Source organism: Synechococcus sp. OH30, from assembly GCF_047462175.1.
GTDB lineage: Bacteria > Cyanobacteriota > Cyanobacteriia > Thermostichales > Thermostichaceae > Thermostichus.
The window spans coordinates 1-16,089 of record NZ_JANSIP010000011.1 but is presented as its reverse complement, the minus strand read 5'-3'; the positions used below and the strand labels follow the sequence as shown (position 1 = coordinate 16,089).

Genomic DNA, 16,089 nt, shown 5'->3' with positions numbered 1-16,089 from the left:
AGGTGGCTGGGGCAACCGGCCACTTTGGGAAAAGGATGATTTAGAGTGGGATTACACCAAAAGGACTCGTCTTCTATGCACCTGAGTGAAATCACTCACCCCAACCAGCTCCGCAACCTAAACCTCGGCCAGTTGCGCAGCTTAGCCCGGCAGATCCGCGAAAAACACCTGCAAACGGCTGCCAACTCCCCAGTCGGCTGTCACCTGGGGCCGGGATTGGGGGTAGTGGAGCTAACCTTGGCGCTCTACAAAACCCTGGACCTGGATCGCGACAAGGTGATCTGGGATGTGGGGCACCAAGCCTACGCCCACAAGATGCTTACTGGCAGGTACCACAACTTCCACACCATCCGCCAGAAGGGGGGGATCTCTGGCTACCTCAAGCGGAGTGAGAGCCGCTTCGACCACTTTGGGGCCGGCCACGCCTCTACTAGCATCTCGGCAGCCCTGGGCATGGCCATTGCCCGCGATCGGCGGGGGGAAAACTTCAAGGTGGTGGCCATCATCGGTGACGGCGCCCTGACGGGGGGCATGGCCTATGAGGCCATCAACCACGCCGGGCACCTGCCCAAGACCAACCTGATGGTGATCCTCAACGACAACGGCATGTCGATTTCCCCCAATGTGGGGGCGCTCCCGCGCTATTTAAACCGCCTGCGCCTCAGCCCGCCGGTGCAGTTTTTGACCGACAGCCTGGAGGAGCAGCTCAAGAATCTGCCTCTGGTTGGCTCCAGCCTCAGCCCGGAAATTGACCGCATGAAGGAAACGGTGAAGCTGGTTACTGCCGTGCAGAACAACAAGGCCGGCATTATCTTCGAGGAGCTGGGCTTTACTTACGTGGGGCCGGTGGACGGGCACAACCTGGCGGAGTTATTGGATGCTTTTGAGTTGGCCCATGGTCTCTCCGGACCGGTGCTGGTGCATGTGGCTACGGTTAAAGGCAAAGGCTACCCCCCTGCCGAGGCGGAGCAGGTGAGCTATCACGCCCAATCCCGCTTTGACCTGGCTACCGGCAAACCCTATCCTCCCACCAAACCCACTCCCCCCAGCTACAGCAAGGTCTTCGGCCATACTCTTTGCAAACTGGCGGAGCGGGATCCCCGTATTATTGGCATCACGGCGGCCATGGATACGGGCACGGGTCTGGACAAACTCAAGGAAAAGCTGCCGGATCAGTTTATAGATGTGGGGATTGCCGAGCAGCACGCTGTTACCTTGGCTGCCGGTATGGCCTGTGAGGGGATGCGTCCAGTGGTGGCCATCTATTCCACCTTCCTCCAGCGGGCCTACGACCAGATTATCCACGATGTCTGTATTCAAAAGCTGCCGGTCTTTTTCTGCTTGGATCGGGCGGGCGTGGTCGGCCCTGACGGCCCCACCCACCAGGGTATGTACGATATTGCCTATCTGCGCTGCATTCCTGAGATGGTGCTGATGGCCCCCAAAGACGAAGCGGAACTGCAGCGGATGGTGGTGACCGGGATCCAGTACACCCAAGGCCCCATCGCCATGCGCTACCCGCGCGACTCTGGAGTTGGGGTGCCCTTGGCAGAAGATGGCTGGGAGCCCATCCCTATTGGCAAAGCTGAGGTGCTGCGCAGCGGCGGCGATGTGTTAATCCTGGCTTATGGGTCAATGGTGTACCCCAGTTTGCAGGCAGCGGAGCTTCTCAAAGAGCACGGCATCTCCACCACTGTAGTCAATGCCCGCTTTGCCAAGCCCCTGGATACCGAGCTAATCCTGCCCCTAGCTGAGCAAAGCCGCCTGGTGGTGACGGTGGAAGAAGGCTGCCTTCTGGGCGGGTTTGGCTCAGCAGTAGGAGAAGTTCTGCTGGACGCTGACATTCGAGTACCGCTCCTGCGGCTGGGGGTGCCGGATATTTGGGTGGAACAGGCCACCCGCGAAGAGTCCCTAGCAGACCTTGGCCTCAACAGTGTTGGCATTGCCGAGCGGATCCGAGCCAAGCTTGAGAAGCTGCAGAAGCCAGGGGCTGCGGGATCCCGGGCTACTCTGCTGCAAGGCCCATCTGGCGGTTGAACTGGTCAACAGCGGCCTGCTGGAGAGCCTTGGCAACCGCCTGCGTTCGCAGGAGAACTTGCACATCTTGGAGCAGTTTCTCCCGCCACAGGTTTTCCCGCAGTACCTCTAGCCGGGCGTAGCTGGGATCCAGACGCACAGCCTTGGCGGCCAACTCCTCTGCCCTTTGGGTGTCGCCGCGCACGTAGAGAGCGGTGGCCAGGGCTAGGTAGGGCTCTGCCACAGCAGCGTTGATCTCGAGAGTGCGTTCCCAGCGCTTGATGGCTGCTTCCAGATCCCCCTGCTCGTAGTCCACTAGGCCGAGGTTATTCATGGCTGGCCAGTAGGCGGGATCCAACTCCAGGGTCTTCTCATATTCCTGCCGGGCGGGATCCCACTGATCCAGCATCAGGTAAGCATTGCCCAGTTGGAAGCGGGCGTTGGGATTATCCGGCTGCAGGGTGACCGCCCGCTCCAGGGCCTCGGCGGCGGCAAAGTAGCTGCCCTGTCGCAAGTAAGCCGCTCCCAGCGAGTAGAGGACATCTCCATCCTGCGGAGCCAGAGCGCGGGCCCTCTGCAGCACCTGCACGGCCTGGTCAGAGTTCCCCAACTCCAGATAGACGTTGCCCAAAACGTAGAGCAGCTCGGAAGAGTTGGGCACCATGGCCACCGCCAGTTGCAGGCGGCGCAGCGCCTCTTCTGTCTGGCCAAACTGGGCCAGCCGCAGCGCATCGGTAGCCAGTTGCAGCCCCTGGGCCCGCATCAACTCCCCATTGGGTAGGGGAATGTGCAGCAACACTTGGGCTCGAGCAGGATCCCCTCTCCCTACCCCCAACCCCAGGGCAAAGCCCAGCGGCAAGGTTAGCAAAAACCGGACAGGTAGCCGGAATACCAGTGGCGGCATGACACCCACGCAAAAACAGGCCATGCCCATGTTAGCTGCAGCAACCGGGGATCCTTCCTGCCAGGGCTAGTTCCAACCAGATTCACGTTTGCGCCGGCGGCGCGGAGCACCATCTCTAACTCGTTGGGAGAGGGGTTAGGGGTGAGGGCAGCGATTCAAACTAGAGGCGTCGCCACCGCCGCCCGGACTGGGCTAGCAGGTCTTCGGCAGCCTTGGGCCCCCAGGTACCCGCCTCATAGGTGTACAGCGGCGGTGCGGCATTGCCGCCCTTGTCATGGCCAGGCGGCGCCTCCCAGGCCGATAACACCGGTGTCACCACCCGCCAGGCGGCTTCCACCTCGTCGGCGCGGGTAAATAGGGTGGGATCCCCCAGCAGGCAGTCCAACAGCAGGCGCTCGTAGGCATCTGGCGTGGTCGACCCAAAGGTTGTTCCGTAGCGAAAATCCATTTCCACTGAGCGGGTGCGGATCTCTGGCCCTGGCATCTTGGCCTCAAAGCGCAGGGAGATGCCCTCGTTGGGCTGGATGCGCAGCACCAGGATGTTGGGGCTCACCTCCCGCGCTGCCGATGGAAAGAGAGAGAGCGGCACCTGCTTAAAGTAAATGGCCACCTCGGAAACCTTCTTGGCCAGGCGCTTACCGGTGCGCAGGTAGAAGGGCACCCCTTTCCACCGCCAGGTGTCGCATTCCAATTTCAGGGCCACGTAAGTGGGGGTTTGCGAGTTGGGGTTGACATTGGGCTCTTGGCGATAGCCTGGCACCGGCTTGCCGGCAATCCAGCCGGGGCCGTACTGGGCTCGCACTGCTGCTGCAGCTACATTGCGAGTGTCCGCCAGGCGGGTGGCCTGCAGCACCTTAGTCTTTTCGCTACGCACCCCGTCGCCGCGTAATGAGACGGGTGGCTCCATAGCAGTGAGGCAGTAGATCTGCATCAGGTGGTTCTGCACCATGTCCCGCAGAGCACCGGCAGCGTCGTAGTAGCCAGCCCGATCCTCCACCCCCACCGTTTCCGCTACAGTAATCTGCACATGGTCAATGTAGTTGCGGTTCCAGAGGGGCTCAAAGATGGCGTTGGCAAAGCGAAAGACCAGCAGGTTTTGCACCGTCTCTTTGCCCAGGTAGTGGTCGATGCGGTAGACCTGCTCTTCCTGGCAGATCCGCTGCACAAGGCGGTTCAGCTCCTGGGCCGAGGTGAGGTCGTGGCCAAAGGGCTTTTCAATCACCACCCGCGTTTTGGCCGGGTCAGCCAACATCCCGGCTGCCCCCAACTGTTGAATGGCCTGGGCATAAAAGTCCGGCGCCACCGCTAGGTAAAATACCCGGTTGCCGCGGGTGCCCCGCTCTTCGTCTAGTTGGTTGAGGAAGTGCTTGAGACGCAGGTAGCCCTCGGCATCACCAAGATCAAGGCGGCAGTAGAACAGGCGGCGGGCAAAGTCCTGCCAGAGGGCTTCTGGCCCCAGATCTTGGGGGGCAAATGCTTCTAGGGCCGCCCGCATCTTGTCGCGATAGATCTCGTGGCTCCAGTCGCGCCGGGCCACTCCCACCAAGGTAAACTCCGGCGGCAGCCGTCGCTGCACAAACAGCCGGTAGTAGGCCGGGATCAGTTTGCGGGTCGCCAGATCCCCGGAAGCGCCAAACTGCACCAGGATACAGGGATCCGGGATGCGCTCTTGGTTGAGGCCAACGCGCAAGGGGTTTTCAGCCAGGGTCACCATAGAGTCAGCTCGGCTTGCGTGGGCGGGGTTCAGCGAAGGCAGCGCAACACTTCCTCCACATTCTCGCGGCTGCCAATAATCAAGGGCACCCGTTGGTGCAGGGATTGGGGCACGATGTCTAGGATGGCCTCGCTGCCGGTGGTAGCCACGCCCCCCGCCTGCTCAGCCAAAAACGCCAGAGGGTTGGCCTCGTACATCAGCCGCAGCTTGCCCTCTGGTTTTTTCTGGGTGCCGGGATAGAGATACACCCCGCCCTGGAGAAGAATGCGGTGAAAATCCGCCACCAGAGCGCCGCTGTAGCGGGAGGTGTAGCTACCTTGGCGATGGGCATAGCGAATGAAGTTTTGGATCCCTTCGCTCCACTGGCAGAAGTAGCCCTCGTTAAGGCTGTAGACGGAGCCGCGTTCGGGAATGCGAATATCGCTCTTGGAGAGGATGAACTCCCCCAAGCTGGGATCTAGCGTAAAGCTGTGCACCCCTTTGCCAATGGAATAGACCAGTTGGGTGCTGGGACCATAGAGGATATAGCCAGCAGCCAGTTGCCGGCGGCCCGGCTGCAGGAGATCTTGGTTGTCTGCTTCCGGACGATCCTCGAGGGGGTGAAGGATAGAGAAAATCGAGCCAACGCTCAGGTTGGCCTCGATATTGGAGGAGCCATCTAGGGGATCGACAAGCAGCGCCAAGCGGCTAAGGGAGCAGTTTTCCGGCAGGCGAGCCGGGGTCTTCAGCTCTTCCGACACCAGCCGACACACCAGGCCCGTCTGCTCCAAGGCGCGGATGAAGGCCCGGTTGGCGTAGTCGTCCATCTGTTGCTGTTCTTCCCCTTGGACGTTGAGGCTGCCGGTTACCCCCAGCACCCCCTCGATTAGCCCTGCCTGGCTGAGGCGACGGGCAATCATCTTGCCGGCTAGGGCAATGCGGTTCATCAGGGCGCTAAAGTCCTGCGCCTCAGCGGTAAAGCTGCCAAACTGCTGCAAGACATGGCGGGAGAGGGTGAGCACATCCCGCGCCATCTCGCGTTCGGCGCTGCTGGGCACGGCGGCTGGGGAGGGAGGAGAGCTAAGAACCATAGGCGGCTTCACCAACACCTGAGGGGGAGGAAGCTTCTGGATCTCGAACTGGAGGGCAAGGACTGGGTTCTGTTGGCGCAATTGGAATCTGGGATCCCCTTTACTAGGTAGGCTGGCCGATTCTCGGCGCAGGTGCCGAGAACTTACAGAGTTGCTTCAGATTCGGTCGGATCCCTCTTGCCAGGAGGGTTAAAGCGGTAGGATGAGTTCTACCCATTCTTTTCCCGGCTCACTTTTCTCGGTTTCTTCTTGCCAATGATGATGCGCAGCCAAGTGGTCACCCAGGGAGTGCAGCGCTCCCCCAACCGTGCCATGCTTAGAGCGGTGGGCTTTCGCGATGAGGACTTCGGCAAGCCCATCGTCGGCATCGCCAATACCTACAGCACCATTACTCCCTGCAACATCGGCATCCAAGCCCTGGCCGAGCGAGCCGAGGCCGCCCTGCGGGAGGCCGGCTGCATGCCTCAGATCTTCGGCACCATTACCATCAGCGACGGCATTTCCATGGGCACTGAGGGCATGAAGTACTCCCTCGTGTCGCGGGAGGTGATTGCTGATTCCATCGAGACGGTGGTCAACGGCCAGAGTATGGATGGTCTCTTGGCCATTGGCGGCTGCGACAAAAACATGCCAGGGGCGATGATCGCCATGGCCCGCCTCAACGTGCCCTCCATCTTTGTCTATGGCGGCACCATCAAGCCGGGGCACTACAACGGCCGCGACCTCACCATCGTCAGTGTCTTTGAAGCGGTAGGGGAGTACAGCGCCGGGCGCATCTCCGAGGAAGAGCTGCTGGCGGTGGAGCGCCACGCCTGCCCCGGCGCCGGGTCCTGTGGCGGCATGTACACTGCCAACACCATGTCCAGCGCCTTTGAGGCCATGGGCATGAGCCTGCCCTACTCCTCCACGATGGCGGCGGAGGACGAAGAGAAAGCCGAAAGCGCTGCCCAATCGGCCAAGGTCTTGGCCGAGGCCATTAAAGCCAACATTCGGCCCCGCGACATCATCACCCGCCAGAGCATTGAGAACGCCATCTCGGTCATCATGGCGGTAGGGGGATCCACCAACGCCGTGCTCCACTTTCTGGCCATTGCCCACGCTGCGGAGGTGCCCCTGACGCTGGATGACTTTGAGACCATCCGCGCCCGCGTGCCTGTTCTCTGTGACCTCAAGCCTTCGGGCCGCTTTGTTGCCACCGATCTGCACCGGGCTGGCGGGATCCCCCAAGTAATGAAGATCCTGCTCAACCACGGCTTGCTGCACGGGGACTGCCTCACCATCTCCGGCCAGACAATTGCCGAAGTCCTGCGGGACGTGCCAGACGAGCCCAGCCCTGACCAAGAGGTGATTCGCCCCTGGCACAGCCCCCTTTACCCCCAAGGGCACATAGCCATCCTCAAAGGTAACCTTGCTCCCGAAGGGGCAGTGGCCAAGATTAGCGGCGTCAAGACACCCAAGATCACGGGGCCGGCGCGGGTCTTTGACTCGGAGGAGTCCTGTCTGCAGGCTATCCTTGCTGGCCAAATTCGACCAGGGGACGTCGTGGTGATCCGCTACGAAGGCCCCAAGGGCGGCCCTGGCATGCGGGAGATGCTCTCCCCCACTTCGGCCATCATCGGCGCCGGCTTGGGAGATAGCGTGGGGCTAATTACCGATGGCCGCTTCTCTGGCGGCACCTACGGCATGGTGGTGGGCCATGTGGCACCTGAGGCCTACGTAGGCGGCCCCATTGCCCTGGTGGAGGAAGGGGATCTCATTACCATCGATGCCCCCGCTCGCCTGTTGCACCTGCATGTTAGTGAGGAAGAACTGGCCCGCCGCCGCGCCCGCTGGGTTCCCCCCGAGCCTCGCTACAAACGGGGTGTTTTGGCTAAGTACGCCAAGCTCGTCTCCAGCAGCAGCCTGGGGGCGGTGACCGATTTGAACTTGTGGGAGTAGGCCCTTCTCCCTCAGGGAGAGGGGAGTAACTCTTGCAGGAAAAAGCGGCAGGGATCCCTGCCGCCCGTTTTGCTACAGTGACAGCTTTAGCACCAATTACGTACCGATAATCCCGCCGTCATAATCACCGCCACCGCCGAGCGGGGGTAGAGGTTGTTGTTGTAGTCAATTGCCAGCAGCCCTGTTGGACTAGGGGGGATTTGGAGGTTCTTGTCGTATCCTAGAGAACAAATACACCCCATCGCGATGGTAGAGAAGCTGAAACGAGGTTTCTTTTTGTAAAGCGGCAAGCAGGGTCTGGGAGAACTCTGGGCTGCTGCGCCACCCCGGATGGCGGCTGTTAAGCAAAACGTAGTCAAAGGGATCCCATTGTTGGGGGGGAGATCCCTTGAAGCGGCTCTCGTCGGTAAAGTAAATAACCCGTCGATGGGTGAGGTGGGGGCTAATCTCGTGGGTGGTAAGGACACCCCCTTGGGTGGTGATGTGGGCAAGGGCCTCGCGAGTGGCCTGCCAAGTGTCAAGAGACTGAAGATAGATGGAGCCGAAAAAGGGGTATTTTGCCAGGGCTAAAAAAGCCAGCAAAGACCAGGCTAGCGCTGCTTTTCTGCTTTTGACGGGGCAAAACCAAAAGGGGACTGCTTTCGCGTTTTCGATAACAGCTAGAAAGAGAAAAGGAACAACAGGTAATGCATACTGATGCACCAGATCCCGATAAGCAGGATTGCTAGAAAGTATATTCAGCCCCAGGGTTGGCAAGGCAGGGATCCAGGGATCCCAGTGGCGCCAAGAGAGGCCCCAAGCCACAGGGATGACTAACAAAAATCCATAGAATAGGGTGTCGAGAGAGAAGACCTTGCCCAGGACTAATGTTGGCTTGAGAACCAAGTTTTGGATAATTTCAGGAACGGAATTGCCCAAATAGCTATAGTGAGAAACGGCTGCCGGCTCGCTGCCACTGAAGTGAGGAATAATCCAAAAAGTAGCCATGCCAAACCAGGCCGACCCTGCCGCTATGGCAAGCCAGCCGGCCACTTGGCAGCGCCGTTGCCAGCGCTTTTCAACTCGTCTGCTTTCAAAGAGCAACAGCCAAGCTCCTAGGGCAACGACATTGAGAGACAACACCGCCTTGCAGCCGAGGATACCGCTCAAACACAGCAAGAATTCCCACAACTTGCCAGAGCGAACACAGAGTATAGCTGCCAAAAAAAGGGGAACAGCCAACACTTCTGGATGAAAATCAAAAAGGTTGGCGTTGAAGATGGCTGGGTAGAGAAGATAGGCAGCGGCAATTGTTCTTGCTCTGTCAGAATCAATCTCGGCTTGGAGCGCCAGATGGTAAACGGCCAGCGCTCCCAGCGTTAGTGCCAGAGCTTGGATGCCAAACAGCCAATATACAGAGGGAACAATGCGATACAAGAGACTGAGAGGATACAAGATAAAAGCTGCGTGATCCCCAAGAATGTGGATCCCGCGAATAGTAGAAAAAGGAACCTCGCCACGGCTGATTAAATAAACAGCTTGGTCGAAAATACCGAGATCATACCCTCCCGACTGAAACAAGTGGTGCCGCACAACGCTGCAGCCTAAAAGAACAAAGAAGGCTCCAACCAGCGTCGCCAAGAAAGACTTGGACAGAGGATGTTCCTTCATTGCCGACTACAACTTGTTTAGCGTAGAATCCAGGCTCTGCCAGCTAGCAGCAAGACCGCAAGCCAGCTCAAAGACAGCCCCTTTTTCTCTGGCAAGAGAGGCTCGAATCCGGCTAGCTGGAAAAATTGCAGGAAGGAGGGATCCCTGCCCAAGCCAGGCAAGAGGCTGGGGTTGGCCATCGCAGGGAGAACGCCCAAAGCCTTGAGAAGGTCTAAAGTTTTGGGATCTTTCCACTTTTCCTTTCTAGGATACGGGCAGACTCTCCAGAGCTGCTGCGTGGGGAATTCTGCATGAGTGACGCCATCCGCTATGACCTGCTTTTGGTGGGAGGAAGCTCCTCCAACCTGATCCTGGCCCATCGCCTTTTGGATCTGGCCAAGCTCTCGGGGCTCAAGATCTCCATCGCCATCTTGGAAAAAGCCCGGCAATTTGGCGGGCACATCATCAGTGGTGCCATCTGCAATCCCCAGGTAATCGCCAGGCTTTTCCCGGATTTTGAGAGCCAAGGATTTCCCCACGAGGGGCGGGTGGAAGTGAGCCACCTGAGCGTACTGGGATCCCAAGAGCGCTGGGATCTGCCGGAAGCGGCGATCCCAAAGGGGTTGCGCAAACAGGGGCAGTTCATCCTCACCCTTAGCCATGTCATCCGCTGGCTGGCCGAAACCCTGCAGGAAAAGGCCAAAGGGATCCCCAACGTTACCTTGGATGTATTCCCCGGCTTTGCCGCCCACGAGATCCTCTATGAGGGGGAGCGAGTCATTGGGGTGCGGGTGAGCGACTCCGGCCAAGTTTACGAAGATTGCGTCTTTGCCGAGCTCACCTGCTTTGGCGACAAGGGATTTATCTCCAAAGACCTGGTCGAGAAGTTTCACCTGCGCCCTCGACCGCAACTGTGGTCGGTGGGGGTCAAAGAGCTGTGGCAGATCCCTCGCTCGCTGCAAGGGCAGGTGTGGCACACCCTGGGCTACCCGGTTTTGGATGGCAGCTTCAGCGGCGGCTTTGTCTACGGCCTCAAAGATAACCGCCTGGCCCTGGGCCTCATCATCGGCCTCGACAGCAAAAATCCCAACCTCAACCCGCAGCAGCGCCTGCAGGAGTTCAAAGCCCACCCCTGGATCCAATCCCTGATTGCCGGTGGCAAGTTGCTCAAGTACGGGGCCGCCGTCATTCCTGAGGGGGGCTACTACAGCCTGCCCACCCGCTTTGGCGTTGAAGGGGCCTTGCTTTTGGGGGATGCCCTGGGGGTGCTGGATGTGGGCAGCCTGGCCGGGATCAACAACGCCATGGAGACCGGCTACCTGGCAGCGGGCCTCATTCACGACGGCTTTTTAAAAGGGGATCTGCGCATTCAAGAGGCCTACCAAAAAGCCGTGATGGAGAGCTCGGTGGGGCAAGATCTCTACCGCAGCCGCTATTTTCGGGAAGCCTTTTTGGAAAACTCCCGCCTGCTGGAAGAATACCTGCCCCAGATCTGCTGCAGCGTCGATGCCGGCCACCCTTGGCTGGGATCCCTGCGCTGGGGCCTGCAGGATCCTGTGCGTCGCGGCGGGGAACTCCTGCGCGCCTACACGCTGCTGACGGGACGGGTCAGCGCCGGCGAGCCGCCCCCACGGGGGTATGTTGCTCCCCATGCCGCCATCCAAGCGGACTTTGTGGCTCCCCTAGGTCTGGATCCTGAAGCATTGACCACGCGATGGGGCTATTTCTCGCGCTCAGATGCCGTCTTTTTTGCCGATCCCCGCTACCCGGAAGGCAACCGCCACATCCTTGAGTTCAGCGCTGACACCTGCCGCCAGTGCATTGCCACCTACGACAAGCTCAACCGCCCTACCCCCTGCGTGGCCGATTGCCCGGCAGAAGTCCACCACATCCGCGAACGCAATGGGATCCGCTCCCACGCCATGTCGCTGGAAAACTGCATCCAATGCCGCACCTGCGAGATCGTCTGCCCCCACCTCAACCTGCGGGTTAACCCCAGCTACGAGGGATCCGGCCCTGATTTCTACGGACTGTAGCGTCCCAAAGAACCCTGGGCCAGCTCTCTGGCCAGTTGGGATGGCCGACCACTAGAATCCCAGTCTAGGTGGCTAGAGGAGAGAGTTCTTGGCCAATCCCTGTAGCCAGAAGAGGTCCTCTTGCAGGAGGGAGGGGGGGCCCTTTTTTAGCTACACCCTGAGCTTGGATCCACACCGCCTATGGGTGCCCTTGGCCTGTTTTGGGGATGGGCTCTGTATCTGGCTGGCCTTCGGGGCGGCTTATTGGCTGCGCAGCTTGCACCCCCACCAGCTTTTACCGTGGGATGTCTACGCTGGCCTGGGGTTGTTGACAGTCCTTAGCTATTGGGGCGTTCAGGCCGGCTTGGGAGGATACGGCGAATCGAAGCGCTTATCTCGCTTTGAGGAATGGGTCAGTTTGCTGCTGGGGCTGGGGGTAACCTTTGGCCTGGTGCTGGCGGGGGCCTTTTTCGTGCGCTCCGTCTCGCTGTCGCGCTTGGTGGTGGGCTATGCCGGCCTGCTGGCCCTGCTCAGCTTGACGGGGATGCGGGCAGTGCTGCGGCTGGGCATGGGCTGGCTGTATGCCCACGGGCAGGGGCGGCGACGGGTGATCTGGGTGGGATCCGGCCTGCTCTTGGCTGAGGTGCTGGAGCGACTGGAGCGCTGCCCAGCCTTGGGGTTTGAGATCAGGGCTTGGGCCGTGGCCGGGGATCCCTCGGCACCGGAACCAGAGCCTTTGCAGAAGCTGGAGCGGCTGGAGCCCAGCCACCTGGTGGCCTATGTGCAGGCTCACCCCGAGATCCAAGAGGTGTGGTTTGGGCAGCCGGAGCTGGCCAACGCACCCCTGCTCCTCACGCTGCAGGCCCTGTCGGTGCAGGTACGGCTGGTGCCGGACATTCTCAGCTTCTTAACCGTTAACCTGCAGTTGCACTCTCTGGACGGGATCCCGCTGCTGACGCTGCGCCAGCCCCCTCTGCGCTACGCCCACAACCGTTTCCTCAAGCGAGCGGTAGACATCCTGGGGGCCTCCCTGGGCCTGGTGTTGCTCAGCCCCCTGTTTCTGATCATCGCTGTGCTAGTGGCCTGCAGCAGCCCCGGCCCCATCTTGTATTGGCAGGAGCGGGTGAGCTTGGATGGGCGCCGCTTTTGGATTGCCAAGTTCCGCACCATGCGGGTGGATGCCGAGGCACCCGGCCAGCCGGGCTGGACGCGCCCTGGGGATCCGCGCCGAACCAAGATAGGAGCCTTTTTGCGCCGCACCAACCTGGACGAGCTGCCCCAGCTTTGGAACGTCTTGAAGGGGGAAATGAGCCTGGTGGGCCCCCGCCCGGAGCGGCCCTACTTCGTGGAGCAATTTAGCCAGGAGATCCCCAAGTATCCGGATCGGCATTTGGTGAAAAGTGGCCTCACCGGCTGGGCTCAGATCCACGGCCTGCGGGGAGACACCAGCATTGCCCGCCGCACCCAGTATGATCTCTACTATGTGCAAAACTGGTCTCTGTGGCTGGATCTGCGCATCCTCGCCATTACCCTTTGGCAAGGGATCCGCGGACGGCTGACCGGCTATTAGGGGTTGCCTATGTCCTCCTCGCCCACGCCCCCAGAGCTCCTCTACGAGGGCAAGGCCAAGCGGGTCTACCGCACCGCCGATCCCCACGTTTACCTTTGCCACTACAAAGACGACGCCACCGCTTTTAATGCCCAAAAGCGGGGATCCATCGCCGGCAAGGGGGAGGTCAACTGCACCGTCTCCAGCCGGGTGTTTGCCTACCTGGCGCAGCAGGGCATCCGCAACCACTTTTTGGCCCAGACCGGCCCTCGAGAGATGCAGGTGCGCGCCCTGCGGATCCTGCCCTTGGAAGTGGTGGTGCGCAACCGCACGGCCGGCAGCCTCTGCCGGCGCCTAGGCCTGGAGCAGGGCCTGCCCATCGAGCCGCCCCTGGTGGAGTTTTACTACAAAAACGACGCCTTGGGGGATCCCTTGGTAACCCCCGACCACATCCGCCTGTTGCACCTGGCCACGCCAGAGCAAGTGGAGAAGCTGGGATCCCTGGCCTTGGCGGTCAACACTCACCTTCACCACTTCTGGCGGCGCTGCCGGCTGGAGCTGGTGGACTTTAAGCTGGAGTTTGGCCTGGACGAGGAAGGGGAGATCTGGCTGGCGGACGAGATCAGCCCCGACACCTGCCGCCTGTGGGATCTAGAAGGGACTGAGCCGCGAGTGCTGGATAAAGACCTCTTTCGCTTTGATCTCGGCGATCCAGCAGCCGGCTACCAAGAGGTGCTGCAGCGAGTGCTCCAGGCTACTGATCCCAATCTCCCCTTTCCTGCAGCGCGGGAGAGGGGCAGGGGGTGAGGGTGCCATGACTTCTCCCCGCTCCTCTGGCCCCGACGACCGCTTCCGCCGCCAATTGGCCGACCTGTTGGACACCTGGGTGGAGCAGGGGCTGATTCAGCCGGCGCAGCGGGATCGCCTGTGGGAGTACTACCAACTCGATAGCTTGCCGCGAACAGCTGCTAGCCGCTTTACCCTGGTGCTGCTGCTGTTGGGCGCCGTGCTGGTGGGCTTGGGGGTGATCTCCTTCGTGGCCGCCAACTGGGACGCCATTCCCCGCTCGGTCAGAGCCCTGGGATCCCTGGCCCTCATGGTGGGACTGCAGGTGGCCGGCTTGCGGCTTTGGCAGCAGGGATCCCCGCGCTTGGGCAGCGCCCTATTGATTGCCGGGGAGCTGGCCCTGGGAGCCGCCATTATTCTGATGGCCCAGTGGTTCCAAATAGGGGGATCCCCCGCGGGCTTGTTCTTGGGCTGGGGGCTGGGCAGCTTGGCCGTGGCCTACAGCTTGTTCCACACCCCCAGTGGCGTCCTGGCCTGTCTCTTATTCGCCCTGGCCGGGATGACTGACCTGTGGCAGAGGGGGATCCGCTCGGCTCTGGATCCCCTCTACCCCTGGCTGGCCCTGGCCCTACTGCTGCCCCTTGCCTACGGGTGCCGCTCCCGCTGGATCTTGGCTTTGGCTTTGGTGGACTTCGGCCTGGCGCTACAAAGGTTGGCAGGGGGCTGGGACAGCTCTGGAGAAGGCTTGACCCTCTGGCTGCTGCTTGGCCTTGCCGTTGTCTGGGGGCTGGGCTTTTGGCACCAACGCCATGGTTACCGACTAAGCCGGATTTTGACCGGAGAAAATGGCCAGGATGGCGATCAGGAGCAAGTCTTGGATCTGATCCCGACGGCGGAGGGCCTGGCTTTGCTGGGGCTGGGTTTCTTGCTCTACGTCTGGAGCTTCCGTGACCCCTGGGACTGGGATCCCGACCCCTTACCTCTGTTCCAAGCTATGGATCCCTGGGCAAGCTTGTCGGCGGCAGGGTTGCTGCTGCTGGCCGGCTGGGGCTGGTGGCAGGGGTGGCAGGCCAAGAGATCCCAGCCTGTCTCCGCCTGGCTTAAGGATGCCGTCGTTTTCCTCTCCCTGATTACCCTGGCCCTTTTGCTGGTGATCAGCAATGCTGTTTCTGGGGACTTGACCTCAAGAGTGGCCCTGGCGTTTGTTGCCCCCTGGATCCTAACCCTGCTGCTGGTGGGGTTGTCGGCGATCCTCTGCTGGGAAGGGTTGCAGCAGGGGCTGCGGGGGCGCTTCTGGCAGGGGCTATTGGGGCTAACCCTGGTGGTGCTGACCCGCTTTTTCGAGTATGAGACTGGCCTCTTGGCCAAGTCGGCGGTGTTGGTGGCCTGCGGGATCGGCGTGATCTGGGTGGGGCTGAAGGTTGAGAGACGTATCTTTAGGAATAATGACTAGAAATCCTCCCTTTGGTCTTCAGGAACTTAAGAGTCAATAGAAGTTTACAAAAAATCCCCCCTCTCTAGGGAACTTGCTTTTCCCTGAAAAGTCTTTGTTATTAAGTTTCCTGGAGAACGTCAATGAAAAAAACAGGCCTGGGCCTAGGTATACTGGCTCTAGTCTCTTTTTCTAGTTTTTGGAGTTATAGCTCTGCTTCAATTGCTGCGGGCAGAGATCGGTTTTGGGAGCATTTCCCCGTTGCGCAAGCTCCAAGGCCGGCTGTAAGGCCTAGGCCTTTAGAACCAACGCCCTCCCCCGTTCCCCTAATTGGGGAGCTCGATGAGCTGTTCCGCCAGATCCCTATTCTCCCCTCCCCAAGACCGTTGCCCACGCTCCCCTGTTCTCAGCCCATGCGGTTGCAGTCGGTAAGGCTGCAGGCTCCACCACCCAGCCCCGCTGTCCCTTTGCAGTCAGAGATACCGGCCACCATTTGGAGCAGTCTCCAGGGTCCTTACGGAACTACCAACTGGGCAGAACCAAGCCCCAATAAAGTCTTTGCCCATACTTTTCAATGGGATCCTCCTTGTAAAATAGGCTGCCGGCTAGGAGGTACTCTGACATTTGCCTACCGCAACAATCTGCCGGCTAGCAGCAACAGTTCTCCAGATGCGGGCAACGACAAGTACTACGTGTATAACGGCGGCACTCTAACTCAGTCGGGGTTCTTGTACGCTTCACCCGTTAGTTCGACGGGCCAGACTTTTACCAAAACCCTAACGCTCTCTCCCGCTGAAGTTGCCAACAACAAGGTTACGTTGGTGGTTCAAGACGACACGGCTGTCTTGGAAGCTAAGGTAGAGCTCAACTACTGTTGCTGTGAATGCGAGTTCCCTATCTAACGCAGGTCCATGAACTACCCCACCGCGTAGGCGGGTGGGGTTTCCTCACCCGCTTGGCAGCAGAGCTTTTGTCTCTTCTTCTGCCCCAGTTGCTTCATCGTTCGCGGCAGCGGGACGGAGTCCAATCCCGTGTA

Annotated in this window: 10 protein-coding genes; 6 read left to right on the top strand and 4 right to left on the bottom strand. The window is 60.2% G+C overall.

All coding sequences use genetic code 11. The features are described 5' to 3' along the window. The first annotated feature begins 75 nt into the window (after nt 1-75). Nucleotides 76-2,037 (top strand): 1-deoxy-D-xylulose-5-phosphate synthase, encoded by a 1,962-nt coding sequence (gene dxs / locus NW830_RS10625; protein WP_414362703.1) that lies wholly within the window; start codon nt 76-78, stop codon nt 2,035-2,037. Here the strand turns inward: dxs and NW830_RS10620 are convergent. The 3 genes from NW830_RS10620 to fbp form a co-directional block, all read right to left on the bottom strand. Then, nucleotides 2,006-2,920 (bottom strand): tetratricopeptide repeat protein, encoded by a 915-nt coding sequence (locus NW830_RS10620; protein WP_414362704.1) that lies wholly within the window; start codon nt 2,918-2,920, stop codon nt 2,006-2,008. The two genes, dxs and NW830_RS10620, sit on opposite strands and share 32 nt — an antisense overlap. A gap of 160 nt (nt 2,921-3,080) precedes the next feature. After that, nucleotides 3,081-4,634 (bottom strand): glucose-6-phosphate dehydrogenase, encoded by a 1,554-nt coding sequence (gene zwf, locus NW830_RS10615; RefSeq protein WP_414362705.1) that lies wholly within the window; start codon nt 4,632-4,634, stop codon nt 3,081-3,083. A 29-nt stretch (nt 4,635-4,663) separates the two neighbouring features. Then, nucleotides 4,664-5,647: a class 1 fructose-bisphosphatase gene (gene fbp, locus NW830_RS10610; RefSeq protein WP_414362716.1), complete on the bottom strand. Its 984-nt coding sequence runs from the start codon at nt 5,645-5,647 to the stop codon at nt 4,664-4,666. Nucleotides 5,648-5,959: 312 nt separating this feature from the next. On the opposite strand from fbp, the gene ilvD reads away from it, so the two are divergent. Further along, on the top strand, nt 5,960-7,642 hold the full coding sequence (gene ilvD / locus NW830_RS10605; RefSeq protein ID WP_414404691.1) for a dihydroxy-acid dehydratase: 1,683 nt from the start codon (nt 5,960-5,962) through the stop codon (nt 7,640-7,642). A 189-nt stretch (nt 7,643-7,831) separates the two neighbouring features. On the opposite strand, the gene NW830_RS10600 is transcribed toward ilvD, so the two are convergent. Continuing rightward, nucleotides 7,832-9,214: a DUF2079 domain-containing protein gene (locus tag NW830_RS10600; RefSeq protein WP_414404690.1), complete on the bottom strand. Its 1,383-nt coding sequence runs from the start codon at nt 9,212-9,214 to the stop codon at nt 7,832-7,834. Nucleotides 9,215-9,582: 368 nt separating this feature from the next. On the opposite strand from NW830_RS10600, the gene NW830_RS10595 reads away from it, so the two are divergent. The 4 genes from NW830_RS10595 to NW830_RS10580 all read left to right on the top strand — a co-directional run bounded on the left by NW830_RS10595 (nt 9,583) and on the right by NW830_RS10580 (nt 15,074). Further along, nucleotides 9,583-11,307: an electron transfer flavoprotein gene (locus NW830_RS10595; RefSeq protein ID WP_414362708.1), complete on the top strand. Its 1,725-nt coding sequence runs from the start codon at nt 9,583-9,585 to the stop codon at nt 11,305-11,307. Nucleotides 11,308-11,470: 163 nt separating this feature from the next. Then, entirely contained in the window at nt 11,471-12,856 is a 1,386-nt protein-coding gene (locus NW830_RS10590; RefSeq protein WP_414362709.1) for a sugar transferase, read from the top strand. A gap of 9 nt (nt 12,857-12,865) precedes the next feature. Next, nucleotides 12,866-13,642 (top strand): phosphoribosylaminoimidazolesuccinocarboxamide synthase, encoded by a 777-nt coding sequence (purC, locus tag NW830_RS10585; RefSeq protein ID WP_414362710.1) that lies wholly within the window; start codon nt 12,866-12,868, stop codon nt 13,640-13,642. Nucleotides 13,643-13,649: 7 nt separating this feature from the next. Continuing rightward, nucleotides 13,650-15,074, top strand: coding sequence for a DUF2157 domain-containing protein (locus NW830_RS10580; protein WP_414362711.1), 1,425 nt, complete (start codon nt 13,650-13,652; stop codon nt 15,072-15,074). The last annotated feature ends 1,015 nt before the right edge of the window (nt 15,075-16,089 follow it).